A 13,704-nucleotide genomic window follows, 5' to 3' on the forward strand; every position below is an offset into this window, starting at 1 on the left:
ATTAAAGGTTCATGTGTCATTTGTAATGACTATTTAAGTCTACCACCTTTTTGAAAGCTTGTCAAGTTTTTTTTAAGATTTTTTTCAAATTCTTTATTTAACTTATCGCTTTTCTTGGTGCCGACTATTATATTATATCTCGTATTTTTTTATTGTCAAGTTTTTTTTGAAGTTTTTTTAAAACTTTTTTCTTGACTATTTTTGAGATAAAAAATATAGCTGTTAATCAAACAGCTATATTAGTATATTATCTTTTTTGACTTTTGTCAAATGTTTTTTTAGATTTTTATTTTTCTTTAATTTTCAAGGAACTTACAACATAGTATTCTCTAGCAGAACTTATTAAGGCTGCATTTCCTATTCTCATATATGGGGCTAAAAACTTTTCATTATAAGCAAATAAGCCTGTTACATAGGAGAAGTCTTCTAGTTTTGCTTTTTCATCTTCCATTTTCACAAATTTTAATGGTTTTACCATGTAATATTCTTGATATATATAATTTTTATCTTTTATTTCTTCTAAGATTTTTTCAAATTCTTTTTTATCATGCTCTTTTCCTACATATATACCATGAGACGCATAGCCTTGGATTGGTTTTAGTATATATTTATCCTTGTTTTCTAATATTTTTTCTTTATCTTTTTGATAAGAAAATTTTTCAGTGTAAGGTATGTGTTTTTTTATAAATTCATTTTCTTTTTCTGATAGTATTTTTTGACTTTCTTTTAGTCTTAGTATTCTGAAAATATCTTTTGTGTAGAACAAGGTTGACCTAAATGACCCTATAGTCATTATTTCATCATTTAAATATGATTCTATCAAATCTTTACCTATCTCTTTATTTTCTATTAGATCACTTGTTACAAGTCTTCTATATACTAAGTCAATTTTCATATCTTCTATATATAGCCCATCTTCTTTTCTTTTTAGATCTTTTAAATCTGCAATTTTACAATTGTGTCCCTTTTTTTCAAAAAGTTTTTGTATTGTTTTAAATTCTATATTGTCAAATTCTATTATATCTACTATGGCTATATTTATTTTTTTTCTTGTATTTTTTGCCTTGTAATATAAATCTTCTATTGAATCTACTAGAGTTTGTAAAAGATCTATATGTTCTATTTCATATTTTTCTTTTAATTTTTCAATAGCTTTGGTTTCTTTCATTAAATCTGCTAAGGACTTATCTTCTAGCATTGCAGATGAGCCGTCTGTGTTTAATTCGCAAAATTTATAATCTTCTCTACCATCATACATTACATCAAATCTTGCTATTGGTGTTGATATATTATAGCCTGGATCTTTTAATATTAATTTTTCTGTTAAAGGATCTAGGTCAAATATTTTTCTGTATGATTTATTTTCTACATATTCTTTTGTCACTTTTTCTACTATGGACATAAATATATCTATCATGTCTTCGTAAATCTTATAGTCTTCTTGGTTATAAAAATATGCATCATATAAGGTAGGTATTTCTTCTTCTTTATATGTTGCTCCATATGCTTTTCTATTTTTTAGTAATTTTTTGTAGTCGTTTTTGTATTCACTATAATTTTCATTTATTATTTTTATATAATTGTTTTTTATTTGGTCATTTATCATTAATTCCTGTTTTTCTCCTCTAATCTTCTGGATTGTAATTTACTATGGAAACAAATTTCCCATCTTTGTTTTGTATTTTTCTAATTCTTTTATCAAATTCTATTCTTTTTAGCCAAACTAATTTGTCACAACCTAGACATCTTAGTTTCATATCCGCTCCCATTCTTTCTATTTTCCATTTATTTTCTCCACATGGGTGGGGCTTTTTCAGGCTTACTATGTCATTTAATTTATATTTTTTCATATATTTCTTCTTCCAATAAACTGCTTTTTATTTTTCTTTCTTCCATTTCTATTTTTATTAGCTCTCTTATTTTTCTTGAAATCTCCCACTGAGTTCCGATTTTTACAAGTGATGTTACTCTTACTGTATAGGAGAAATCTTTAAACTCTGTAATTTCAAAAAAACTAAGGTCTTCTATAAAGACATTTTTGTATTCAGGTATATTTTTTATTTTTTGTGATACTGATTCAATCATAGCTTTCACTTGCTCAAGTTTTGTATCATTGGATACGCAAAAATATGCCTCACTTCTTTGAGCTCCCCTGTTGTAGTTTTGAACATTTGTTATATTTGAATTTGGAATTATATGAAGAGAGCCATTGTAATCTCTTATTTTTGTAATTCTAAGGTTTACTTCTTCAACTGTTCCTTCTACCCCTGAACATGCAACCCATTCTCCAACTCTTAGTTTATCATCAAATATTATAAAGATTCCTTTTACAAAATCCGCTATTAAAGTTTGAGCTCCAAGAGCTATTGCTATACCTCCGATTCCTGCAGTCGCTATTAAACTTGAGGTATTTATACCAAATATGTCCAAAATAATTGTTATTGCTATAAAAATTATTATTACCCTAACTGTTGAATAAAATACCTTTATTAAGGTTTCAAGTTTTGCTGAATTTCTATTTATTATCTTTTTATTCCTATTAAAAAATCTTATTATGATTTTATGAACAAGTTTTAAGGTTAGAAAACAAATTAGAGCTACAATAAAAACCGAAATCAAATTTATCACTAATTTATTTCTCATAAATTCAGGCAATAAAGAGCTTTTGGCTACCATTTTGTCTATATCATTTATTTCATCCATCTATATCATCCTTTATTATTTTTTCAATTTTCTCTGCCAATTTTTGATGAAAAATCTTTCCCATATGAAGCCCATCTAGGTAGTAGGGGTCGATTTGCCTTGAATCTAAAATAAGGGCATTCAAAACATGCAATTTCTCTGCAAAATCATTTATTTTTTCATTTACATAAGCATATATTGGATAGGCATCTTCCTCTTCTAGAAGGGGTGGAATAATTATTAGATTTTTTTTGGCACTTGATAAGTCTAATATACTTTTGACATTAGAATATGCAAGATTTACACTTTCTCCATTCAAAAAATCATTTGAACCACCAAATATTATTAGATAATCTATATCTTTGTATTTATTTTTTATATTTTTATACCTTTTAACCATATCAGAACTTGTAGAACCATTTAAACCAAGATTTATAATTTCAAAACCCGCCTTAGTTAAAAAGCGGGTGTAATCATTGCATTCTACAAGATATCCTTGGGTAAAGGAGTCTCCTAAGCAAATTATTTTCATTATTCTACCTTCTTTAAAGCGAGGGCTGTTCTTGATGGGATATAAATTTCAATTCCATCATAATCAGTATTTTTCAGATTTTTAGATTCATAAATAACATCTTTTGAAATTCTACCAAGTCCACCAAATTCTTCATCATCAGTATCTAATATTACTTTAAATTTTCCCTTATCGTGAATTGGCACTTGGAAAGAATCATAGGAATTTTGTGGGTGGAAATTGAAAATATAAACTATATCTTTATTTCTGTAAGCTATAACTTTTCTATCATTATCTAGCCAAAGCCTAAAAATATCATTTCCTAATTGATTATCTTCTTTTATTTGATCAAGCATTTTTTCATCCCATTTTAATAGCCAATCATATTTTAATAAATCATTATCTGCCAATGACCAAAGACGTCTTGCATAATGGAAGGAATAATTATTTCCTTCTCTTGGAAAATCTATCCATTCAGGATGGCCAAATTCATTTCCCATAAAGTTTAAATATCCTTCAGCTCCCATAGAAATTGTAATCCATCTGATCATTTTATGAAGAGCAATGGCCCTATCTATAACAATATTGTGAGTTTTCTTTTCCATATCCCAATACATAGAAGAATCTGCAAGTCTAAAAATTGTAGTTTTTGATCCTACAAGAGCTTGGTCGTGACTTTCTACATAAGAAATTCTTTTTTCTTCTGGTCTATAGGTTGAAAGTTCATACCACATTCTTCCCATATCCCAATCTTCATCACGCTTTTCTAGGGCCTTTTCCCAAAAATCTGGCATACCCATAGAAAGTCTATAGTCAAAACCAATTCCACCATCTTTTATAGGAAGGCACATTCCTGGCATAGCAGACATATCTTCAGCAATTGTAATAGCATTTTTCTTAACTTCTCTTATAAGTTCATTGGCAAGTTGTAGATAATTTATAGCTTCAATATCAGTATTCATAGAAAAATATTTTGAATAATTGTCAAAACTTTCTCCTCTTCCATGATTTTTATAAATCATAGAAGTTACTCCATCAAACCTAAATCCATCAAAATGAAATTCTTCTAGCCAATATTTTATATTTGAAAGAAGAAAATGACATACTCCAGGTTTATTATAATCAAATAATTTAGAATCCCAATCAGGATGGTTACCCTCATCTCCTTCATGGAAAAATTGAAAATCTGTTCCATCAAATCTATTGATTCCCTCAAGGGTATTTTTTACAGAATGAGAATGAACTAAATCCATTATCACATTTAGGCCCATTTGGTGAGCTGTATTTATTAATGATTTTAAATCATAATTTTCTCCATACCATGAAGATGGGGCAAAGTAATTGGAAACTTGGTAACCAAAAGATCCATAGTAAGGATGTTCTGCTATAGCCATAAGTTGGATTGTATTATAGCCTTCTTTTTTAATTCTTGGAAGAATATTTTTCTCGAATTCTTTATAAGTTCCAACTCCTTCTCTTTCACAAGCCATTCCAATATGGGCTTCATAAATTAAAAGATTATCTTTTTTAATCTTAAACTTATCGTCAGTCCATTTGAATTTTTTTCTAGGATTTTCAATTATAGCTGAAAAATCTTGGTTTTCATCTCTTTCAACTCTTCTTGCAAAAAGAGGAATTCTATCTTGAAGTTTTTCACCATAATCAACCATAACCTTAACTCTAGATTTATGAGGGATAGTTCTTATACCTTTAATAAAAATTTCCCAATCTCCATCATTTATTTTTTTTAGAGGATGAGAATGTCTATCCCAATTATTAAAGTCCCCAATTAGATAAAGACCTTTGGCATTTGGTGCCCATTCCCTATAAATCCAGCCTGTTTTTGTTTTATGAAAACCGTAATAATTGTGGGCATTGGCAAAATCTTTTAATTTTTCGCCTTTTTTTAAAAGCCTATTTTTTTGTTTTTTATATTCTTCCATCCTAAGGTCTATATCATTTTTGTAGTCCTTTATCCAAGGATCAATCTCAAAAATTTTCCAGTCTTTCATTATTTTGCCCCTTATTTTATAAAATTATTCTTTTTTATTTGCCTCAACAATTTTTTCAGTTAAATCTTTTGGAACTTCTTCGTATTTTTCAAATTCCATTGAGAAAGATCCACGAGCCCCTGTCATTGACCTTAAATCTATAGAATAAGTTAATACTTCACTTTCTGGTGCTAGAGCTGATATTATTTGTGATCCATCTTCTTGTGGATCCATTCCTAAAATTTTTCCACGTCTTTTGTTCATATCTCCCATAACATCGCCCATGTATTTTTCGTCAACTTTTATTTCAAGTTTCATGATAGGCTCAAGTAATATTGGTTTTGCCTCTTCAATTCCTTTTTTAAAGGCAATTCTTGCAGCTGATTTGAAAGCTTGCTCGTTTGAATCTACTGGATGGTAAGATCCATCGTATAATGTAGCCTTAATTCCAACAACCTTGTAACCTGCAAGAGGACCTTCGTCCATAGAATCTTTTAAACCTTTTTCCACTGCTGGGAAATAATTTTTTGGAACAGCCCCACCAAAAACTTCTTCTTCAAAAATAAATTCTTCATCACAAGGTTCAAATCTTACAAAAACATCACCATATTGGCCTGCACCACCGGATTGTTTTTTGTGTTTACCTTGAACATCTGATTTGCCCTTAATAGTTTCCCTATATGGAATTTTTAAATCAACAATTTTAGTATTAACAGAATAATTATCTTTTAACTTATCCATCAAAACTTCAAGTTGAACATTACCAAGTCCTGCCAAAACTTCTTGATGAGTTTCAACATCTCTTCTATCTTCAAAAGTTGGATCTTCTTCAGATAATTTTTTCAAAGCAGATGAAATTTTATCCTCATCATTTTTACTTTCAGCCTCTATTGCATAAAATAAAACTGGTTTTGGATATTTAATTCTCTTATATTCGATAGGCTTGTCCTTTGTACATAAAGTATCTCCAGTTTGAAGACTTTCTTGTTTAGAAAATGCTCCAATATCTCCAGCGACAATTCTTTCAGTTTTAAATTGTTCTTTTCCTCTTAAATAGAAAATATTAGAAGCCTTTAATTCCTTGTCCTTAGAAATATCATAGAAGGTTTGATCTTTTTTAATAGCTCCAGATAAAACCTTAAATAAAGATATTTTTCCCAAAAATGGATCGGCAATTGTTTTAAAAACAACTGCAGAAAAAGGGCTATCTTCACTAACTGCAAATTCTTCATAATCATCTGTTACTCTAAAACCAATATTTGCAGCCTTGTGGTCTGGAGATGGCATAAATCTAGTAATAATATCTAATAATAAATCAAGACCAATTTCCTTTTCTAAACTTCCAGCCAAAAGTGGAACAGCGCTACCATTTATAATAGCCTTTCTAAAACCTTCCTTGAATTCTTCTTCTGTAAAGCTTTCGCCGGAAAAATATTTATCCATTAACTCGTCATCACTTTCAGCAACAACCTCTAAAATTTCCTCATAAACAGCATCAACTTCTTCAACTCTAATTTCTGGTATTTCTATTTCTTCTCTTACGCCTTTATTATACTTATAAGCTTTTTTATCTATAACATCGATCAAACCTTCAAAGTTTTCACCTTCGCCAAGGGTCAAGGTTAGTGGGATTATTTTTTTAGAGAATTCAATGTGTAAGTCACTAACTGCTTGGTTAAAATTAGCATTTTCTTTATCTAATTTATTAACAAAAATTATTCTTGGCAAAGAAATATTTTCTGTATATTTCCAATATTTTTCAGTTCCAACTTCAATTGGATTTTCTCCATCAATTACAAACAAAGCTGATTCACTTGCTCTAAGTGCATTTAAAACTTCACCTTCAAAGTCAAAAAATCCAGGAGCATCGATAAAGTTTACCTTATAATCTTTATATTCAACAGGAATTATTGAAGTTTGGATAGAAATTTTTCTTTTGATTTCTTGCTTTTCATAATCAGAAACTGTATTTCCGTCAGAAACTTTTCCTACCCTATCAATCGCCTTTGTATGGTATAGTAAAGATTCAGTTAGGCTAGTTTTACCTGCTCCTGAATGCCCTACTAAAGCTAAATTCCTTAATTTGTTTGTTTTATAATCTTTCATAATAAAATAACCTCCATTTAGTCGATGAAAACATTTTTTCATTCTATGTACTTTATATACCCAATTTATTAAATTTAACTAAAATATCTTTATAAAAAAAGCAGATTTTTTTGGTGTAAAAGTTTTTATTGTTAAAATTTCTTCTAAAAAAACTTATCAACTTAAAATTGCCCACAAAAAAAGACTCAAACATGAGTCTATTTTTTTATTAAATTTTTAATCCCTCTTTTAATTACTTCAAAAAACGATAGGGACCTTCTTAATTTATTTGAATCTATATAATTATTTAAAGCTCTTAAAACTTTTTTATTATCCTTACTTGTAAAAATAAAATTTCCACTTTCTTTTGTATGAATTGCAAATCTATTTATTTTTTTACCAAACAAAACAGATGCACTTACGAAAGAAATTTCTGTATAAGGAATTTGTATATAATCTTCTAGATTTTTTTCATTATAATATTCAAAAGCCTTATCCCCTATCATTATATCTCCATCAGAAGTAAATCCATTAAGGCATCTAGCCTTAATGGATAAATCTACTTTTTTATTTTGACTTTGAACCATTACATGATTCCAAGTACAGATGCAATAATTCCTATAATAAATAGGGCAACAATTATAACAATTGGAGATACATTTTTCTTTAATAATTTACAAATTCCAAGAGTAAGAAGTACTGGAACAAGTCCTGGTATTAATTGATTTAAGTTATCTTGTAAAGTTGTAACTTTTACTTGATCAAGTCCTGCTGATCCTAATTGATCATAAAGTTTAAAGGCTTCTTGAAGTCCTTTACTTCCACTTGATAGAGAATTCCAATCAATATATGAACCTGCTTGTTGAGTTACTTCGGAAACATTTACTGTAAATGTAACATTTACCCATCTTTGAACTAAAGCACCTACTATAAACATACCTACAATTGATGCAACTAAGTTTACTTTTCCTAAAAGTCCACCAGATAAATCTTTAGTTATTTCATTTCCTACTTTATAACCAAACTCTTGACTCTTCCATTCAAATAACATTCTTATAATATTCCATAATACAAAGAATAATATTGGTCCAATAGGATTTCCTGTAAGTGCCATTGATGCACCGAGAGCACCTATTATTGGTCTTGCTGTAAACCAGAAAACTGGATCACCAACACCTGCTAAAGGTCCCATCATTCCGACTTTTACAGAGTTTATTGTTTTATCTTCTATAGGAGCACCATTTGCTCTTTCTTCTTCCATAGCAAGAGTAACTCCCATTACAGGGCTTGATAGATATGGGTGAGTATTATAAAACTCTAGGTGTCTTTTTAGTGCAGATTTTCTGTCTTCATCTGATTTGTATAATTTTTTGATAGCAGGAATTATTGAATAACACCAACCACCATTTTGCATACGTTCATAATTCCAAGAACCTTGTAGGAGTTGATGACGATTAAATACTTTTATCCTATCAGATCTTGATAATTCTATTCTTTTTTCATTTACTTCAGTCATATTTCCTCCTAATAATCATTTATAATATCGCCAAGTGGATCTCCAGTATTATTTGATCCATTTGATGAAGATGATTCTTTAAGTTTTAAATAAATAAGAGCAAGTGAAAATCCTACTACACCAAGTCCAATTAGTGTTAGTTGTGGGATTGCTGCAACTGCAAAACCAATGGCAAAAAATGGCCAAGTTTCTTTTGTACTCATCATATTAATTACCATTGCATAACCTACTGCTGCAACCATTCCTCCACCTACTTCCATACCATGTGTTAACCAATCAGGCATAGAATTTAAAACTCCTGTTACAACTTTTGGTGATACGAAACAAAGTGCTGCTGCAGGAATTGCAATTCTAAGTCCTTGCATTAAAACTGCAAGCATATGAAGAACTTCTATTTTTCTAAAATTACCATCTTCTGCTGCTGCATCCATTCCGTGAACTATTGGAATTGATAAAGTTCTTGCTATCATTGTTAAAAATAGACCTGCTACTGAAAGTGGTATAGCTACTGCTATTGATGTATTTATAGCATTGTTTATATTTCCTGATCCATCTTGTAAAGCTAAAACCATAATTATAGAGCTCGCTACTGATGCAAGGGCTGCATCTGGAGCTACAGCTGCTCCTACATTTGCCCAACCAAGAGCGATCATTTGAAGAGCACCTCCAAGCATAATTCCTTCTTTTAAATGTCCACTTACAAGTCCAATCAAAGTACAAGCTACGATTGGTTGGTGAAATTGGAATTGGTCTAAGATTCCTTCCATACCTGCAAGTAGAGCAACCATAACAATTAAAATAATACTAATTGCTGACATAATTCCTCCTTAAGCCAAACCAAGTTCTGATTTTGCTTTTTTCATAATATTTTTAAAGTTTTCCGGTTGATTTGCTGGAACTTTTCTAACATCAATTTTTACTCCCTTATCGAGTAATTTTTCATAAGTTTCAACATCTTCCTTACCCATAGAAACTGTAGAAGTTACATAAGCTTTTCCTTGTGAGTGAGACATTGATCCAAGATTTACTTCTTTTAAATCAGCTCCCAAATCAATAAGTGCTAGGGCATCTTGTGGTGTTTCAAATAATAACATAGCTCTTGTATCACCAAAACGTGGATCTTTAAAAATTTCTGCCATTTTCCAAACTGGTACAACGTGAGCTTTAACTCCTGGAGGTGCTGCCTCCATTATCATTGATTTACGAAGTTCATCCTCACTTACATTGTCACTTACAACAATAATCCTTGAAGGATTTGTTGCCTTTGTCCAACTTGTAGCAACTTGTCCATGAAGTAATCTTGTATCAATCCTTGCTAGGACAATATTAATTTTTCCGCTTCCTATTACAGTTCCTTCTGGAATCGATCCCGAAACTGTTGGAACATTTTCTTTAACATCTTCTTTTTGATTTGAATTGTTATAGTCGTCCATCAAGGATTCTGGTTTTGTTTTTACTCCCTCTTTGGCAGGTTCTAACAAGGCTTTTGCAAGATCGTGTGATTTTTCTTCCATAAGTCTTGAACCTAGCGCTTCAATTAACATGGGTAAATTAAGTCCGGTAAGAACTGCCCAATTTTCTTCGTGACCATCCATAAGAGCTGAAACTTGATTAAATGGTGTTCCACCCCATAGGTCAACTAAGAAAAGTATCTCTTGGCAATCAAGTTTTTTGACTTTTTCTTCAAGTTCAGCCCTTAAATCATCAGGACCCATTGAAGGTAAGAGAACTGCTGTTTCTAATTTTTCTTGTTCTCCGAAAATCATTTCACCAGATTGTCTTATACCATTAGCAAATTCACCGTGACTTGCCAGTATAATACCTATCATTTACTCCCCTCCTTAAATTATATTGATTTATTTTATAAACCTAATTTAATTCTACACTATTTTTCGAAAATTTTTAAATATTTTTTTAAAATCATTTTTTTCCTATTAATGAGATAAAATTTATTTAAGAGTATAGTCCTAGTAATAAATATTAAAGAAAGGATTTATTAATGGAAAAATATAACTTAATAAAAAATAAAAATTATGAAAAACTTGGTCTGGATGTTTTTTTGTATGAGCACAAAAAATCTGGAGCAAGAATTAATTATATAAAAACAGATGACAAAAATAAAACTTTTGCCATAGCTTTTAAAACTCCCCCTGAATCTTCAAAGGGAATTTCTCACATTTTGGAACACTCTGTTTTAAATGGATCAAAAAAATATAGGACTAAAGAGCCTTTTATGGATATGGTCTCTTCAAGTCTTCAAACTTTTTTAAATGCAATGACCTATCCTGACAAAACTGTTTATCCTGTGGCAAGCGAAAACGACAAGGACTTTTTTAATCTGCAAGATGTTTATTTGGATGCAGTTTTTAATCCAAGAGTTTTAAATAAGGAAGAAATTTTCTTACAAGAAGGAAAATCTATAAAAATTGATGAAGATGGAAAATTTTCTGTATCTGGAGTTGTTTATAATGAAATGAAGGGAGCTATTACAAATCCTGATACTCACATTATAAATGAAATAAATAAATACCTTTATAAAGATTCTTGCTACCAATATATTTCAGGTGGAAAACCCTATGATATTTCAAAATTATCCTACGAAGAATTTTTAGATTATTACAAAAGATTTTACCACCCATCCAACGCCGATATTTTCTATTATGGGGATATGGATATTGAAAAATATTTAAAAAATCTTGATGAAGAATATTTATCTAATTATGATAAAAAAGAAATTATAGCTGATTGTAAAGTTAAGGAAAATTATTACCAAAAACCAATTTTCACATCTTTTCAATCAAATAATGAAGATAAAAATAAATCTTATCTAACATATTCTTTTTTAACCAACAAAAGATCAAATATAAAAGACCAATTGGCAAATACCATTTTATCAATTGCCCTTTTTAATTCAGATTCTTCCGAAATTTCCCAAAGAATTTACAAGGAAATTTCTCCTGAAAGTTTTTATGCAAGAACAGGTTACGGGGATATATCTTCCATTCAAATTACTGCCCAAGGCACATCATATGAAAATTTGGATATCTTTGTTCAAATCATAGAAGAAGAACTTAAAAAATATGCTCACCACATTCCAAAAGATTCTCTAAGAGCAGCCCACGCTCTTTTTGATTTTTCACAAAGAGATCAAATAAATTCAGCTACAAAGGGAATTGAATATATACTAATGCACAATTTGGATAATGAAATTTTTGAAAGTTTAAATTTGATTGATTATATAAATGAATTGGGTGATTTGATTGAAACTGATTATTTCGAAAAACAAGTAGAGAAATATTTTCTTAATAACAAGACTAAATTAGTTCTTGTAGCAAAAGCTGATAAAAATCATTTTAAAAATATAGAAGAAAAAATCGACCAGGACTTAGAAGATTTGAAAAAATCATTATCAAATGATCAAATCGAAGATTTAAAGAAAAAAGAAGAAAAATTAAAAGCCTTCCAAGAAAAAGAAGATTCAAAAGAAGACAAAGAAACAATACCAAGTCTTGAAATTAGTGACATAGATCTTGAAATAGAAAAAGTTCCAAGAAAAATCGAAGATGATAATTTTAAATTTATCTATCACGACCTTGATAGTGCAGGAATGATTTATAGTGAATTATTTTTTGATATAAACCATCTAGACATTGAAAAGCTCAAATACCTTTGCCTAATTTCAGACTTTTTGGGATCAATCGATACAAAAAAATATTCCTACCAAAAATTGGATGATATAATTCCAATAAATATGGCAGGTCTTAATTTCACCATCCAAAATATAAAAAATAAGGACGGAGAGATTAACAATTTTATAAAAATTTCCTTTAAAACTACCCTTGATAGGTACGAAAATTCTCTTGAAATAACAAAAGAAATAATGGAAAACACTGATTTTTCAGATGAAAAAAGAATTAAGGATATTTTAAAACAAATTAAGGCAATGTTTGAGATGAATATGTATGATTCTGGTCATAGCCTTTCTTTAACTCGTTCTTTTTCACATTTTGATAAACTTTCATACATCAAAGATGAGCTTACAGGCTTTGGCTACTATGAATTTATAAAGAAAATTTCCAAAAATGTAGAGGATGATTTTATTAAATTTAAAGAAAAATTGGAAGATTTGCATAAAGAAATTTTCTCAAAAAATCTATTAATCAATATAACATCATCTAAAAATGATTATATAAAGGCAAAAGAGATTATTAAAAAAGAATTCTCTAACCTTGATGAAATAAAAAAGGAAAAAGCTCAAATCAAATTTGAAAAATCTTATTATAAGGAAGGAATAATTTCTGATGCTAATGTAAATTATGTATCTATGGGAGGAGATTTGAAAGAATTTTCTGATAAGAAATTAAATATTTTAGCCCTTTCCTCATCAATTATTTCAAATCCCTACCTACATGATTTAATTCGTGCAAAAGGCGGAGCTTATGGAGCAGGTCTTATGATTGATAAGTACGGAAATATTGGAACATATTCTTACAGAGACCCACACATTAAAAAAACAGTGGAAAATTACAAAAAAATCCCTCAAATTTTGGAAAATTTAAGGCTTGATCCAAATGATTTGAAAAACCAAAAAATTTCAAAAATGGGTTCATATTTAAAACCACAATCTCTTCAAGCCAAGGGATCTTTAGATTTTATAAGATATTTACAAGGTTTTTCTTATAAAGAACTTGAAGAAAAACTTATGGATATTAAAAATGCAAGTTTAGATGATATAATGAATTTAAGAGATGATTACAATAATATTTTAGAAAAAGATAATTTAACAGTTTTTGGAAACAGAGAAAAAATTCTAGAAAATAAAGAATATTTTGATAATATTATAGACCTTAATTCTTAAATATATGAATTTTCTTTTTAATATATTTAAGCTTTGCCATTATATATTAAATAAATATTAA

Annotated in this window: 11 protein-coding genes; 1 reads left to right on the top strand and 10 read right to left on the bottom strand. The window is 29.3% G+C overall.

Translation table 11 applies throughout. The annotated features are described in order from the left end of the window. Window positions 1-286: 286 nt before the first annotated feature. From ASHG_RS07795 to ASHG_RS07840, 10 genes are all read right to left on the bottom strand, one after another. On the bottom strand, window positions 287-1,606 hold the full coding sequence (locus ASHG_RS07795; protein WP_040398722.1) for a glutathionylspermidine synthase family protein: 1,320 nt from the start codon (window positions 1,604-1,606) through the stop codon (window positions 287-289). Window positions 1,607-1,625: 19 nt separating this feature from the next. Next, window positions 1,626-1,850, bottom strand: coding sequence for a DUF951 domain-containing protein (locus ASHG_RS07800; protein ID WP_040398723.1), 225 nt, complete (start codon window positions 1,848-1,850; stop codon window positions 1,626-1,628). After that, entirely contained in the window at window positions 1,837-2,703 is an 867-nt protein-coding gene (locus ASHG_RS07805; protein WP_040398724.1) for a mechanosensitive ion channel family protein, read from the bottom strand. Before ASHG_RS07805 ends, ASHG_RS07800 begins: the two co-directional genes overlap by 14 nt. Continuing rightward, entirely contained in the window at window positions 2,696-3,214 is a 519-nt protein-coding gene (locus ASHG_RS07810) for an SGNH/GDSL hydrolase family protein (protein WP_040398725.1), read from the bottom strand. Before ASHG_RS07810 ends, ASHG_RS07805 begins: the two co-directional genes overlap by 8 nt. After that, the gene (locus ASHG_RS07815; protein ID WP_040398726.1) at window positions 3,214-5,205 is read right to left on the bottom strand and encodes an alpha-amylase family glycosyl hydrolase; all 1,992 of its coding nucleotides are present in this window, start codon (window positions 5,203-5,205) and stop codon (window positions 3,214-3,216) included. The genes ASHG_RS07810 and ASHG_RS07815 overlap by 1 nt, the downstream gene beginning before the upstream one ends. 24 nt (window positions 5,206-5,229) lie before the next feature. Continuing rightward, a complete protein-coding gene (gene fusA, locus ASHG_RS07820; RefSeq protein ID WP_040398727.1) occupies window positions 5,230-7,290 on the bottom strand; it encodes an elongation factor G in 2,061 nt (686 codons plus the stop codon). Window positions 7,291-7,487: 197 nt separating this feature from the next. Continuing rightward, window positions 7,488-7,856 (bottom strand): DUF956 family protein, encoded by a 369-nt coding sequence (locus ASHG_RS07825; RefSeq protein WP_040398728.1) that lies wholly within the window; start codon window positions 7,854-7,856, stop codon window positions 7,488-7,490. Further along, on the bottom strand, window positions 7,856-8,785 hold the full coding sequence (locus tag ASHG_RS07830) for a PTS system mannose/fructose/sorbose family transporter subunit IID (RefSeq protein ID WP_040398729.1): 930 nt from the start codon (window positions 8,783-8,785) through the stop codon (window positions 7,856-7,858). Before ASHG_RS07830 ends, ASHG_RS07825 begins: the two co-directional genes overlap by 1 nt. 8 nt (window positions 8,786-8,793) lie before the next feature. After that, window positions 8,794-9,603 carry a PTS mannose/fructose/sorbose transporter subunit IIC gene (locus ASHG_RS07835; protein WP_040398730.1) on the bottom strand — a complete coding sequence of 270 codons (810 nt, stop codon included), beginning with the start codon at window positions 9,601-9,603 and terminating at the stop codon, window positions 8,794-8,796. A 9-nt stretch (window positions 9,604-9,612) separates the two neighbouring features. After that, entirely contained in the window at window positions 9,613-10,614 is a 1,002-nt protein-coding gene (locus tag ASHG_RS07840; protein ID WP_040398731.1) for a PTS sugar transporter subunit IIB, read from the bottom strand. Between the two features lie 170 nt (window positions 10,615-10,784). Between ASHG_RS07840 and ASHG_RS07845 the strand changes: the two genes are divergently transcribed. Continuing rightward, window positions 10,785-13,643, top strand: coding sequence for an insulinase family protein (locus ASHG_RS07845; RefSeq protein ID WP_040398732.1), 2,859 nt, complete (start codon window positions 10,785-10,787; stop codon window positions 13,641-13,643). Window positions 13,644-13,704 lie beyond the last annotated feature (61 nt).

The organism is Anaerococcus senegalensis JC48, from assembly GCF_000321005.1.
Lineage (GTDB): Bacteria > Bacillota > Clostridia > Tissierellales > Peptoniphilaceae > Anaerococcus > Anaerococcus senegalensis.

Bases quoted from the DNA above. Each gene is read 5' to 3' on its own strand.
- ASHG_RS07840 (WP_040398731.1), bottom strand. From the start codon at position 10,614: ATGATAGGTATTATACTGGCAAGTCACGGTGAATTTGCTAATGGTATA.
- ASHG_RS07800 (WP_040398723.1), bottom strand. From the start codon at position 1,850: ATGAAAAAATATAAATTAAATGACATAGTAAGCCTGAAAAAGCCCCAC.
- ASHG_RS07795 (WP_040398722.1), bottom strand. From the start codon at position 1,606: ATGATAAATGACCAAATAAAAAACAATTATATAAAAATAATAAATGAA.
- fusA (WP_040398727.1), bottom strand. From the start codon at position 7,290: ATGAAAGATTATAAAACAAACAAATTAAGGAATTTAGCTTTAGTAGGG.
- ASHG_RS07830 (WP_040398729.1), bottom strand. From the start codon at position 8,785: ATGACTGAAGTAAATGAAAAAAGAATAGAATTATCAAGATCTGATAGG.
- ASHG_RS07815 (WP_040398726.1), bottom strand. From the start codon at position 5,205: ATGAAAGACTGGAAAATTTTTGAGATTGATCCTTGGATAAAGGACTAC.
- ASHG_RS07810 (WP_040398725.1), bottom strand. From the start codon at position 3,214: ATGAAAATAATTTGCTTAGGAGACTCCTTTACCCAAGGATATCTTGTA.
- ASHG_RS07835 (WP_040398730.1), bottom strand. From the start codon at position 9,603: ATGTCAGCAATTAGTATTATTTTAATTGTTATGGTTGCTCTACTTGCA.
- ASHG_RS07805 (WP_040398724.1), bottom strand. From the start codon at position 2,703: ATGGATGAAATAAATGATATAGACAAAATGGTAGCCAAAAGCTCTTTA.
- ASHG_RS07845 (WP_040398732.1), top strand. From the start codon at position 10,785: ATGGAAAAATATAACTTAATAAAAAATAAAAATTATGAAAAACTTGGT.
- ASHG_RS07825 (WP_040398728.1), bottom strand. From the start codon at position 7,856: ATGGTTCAAAGTCAAAATAAAAAAGTAGATTTATCCATTAAGGCTAGA.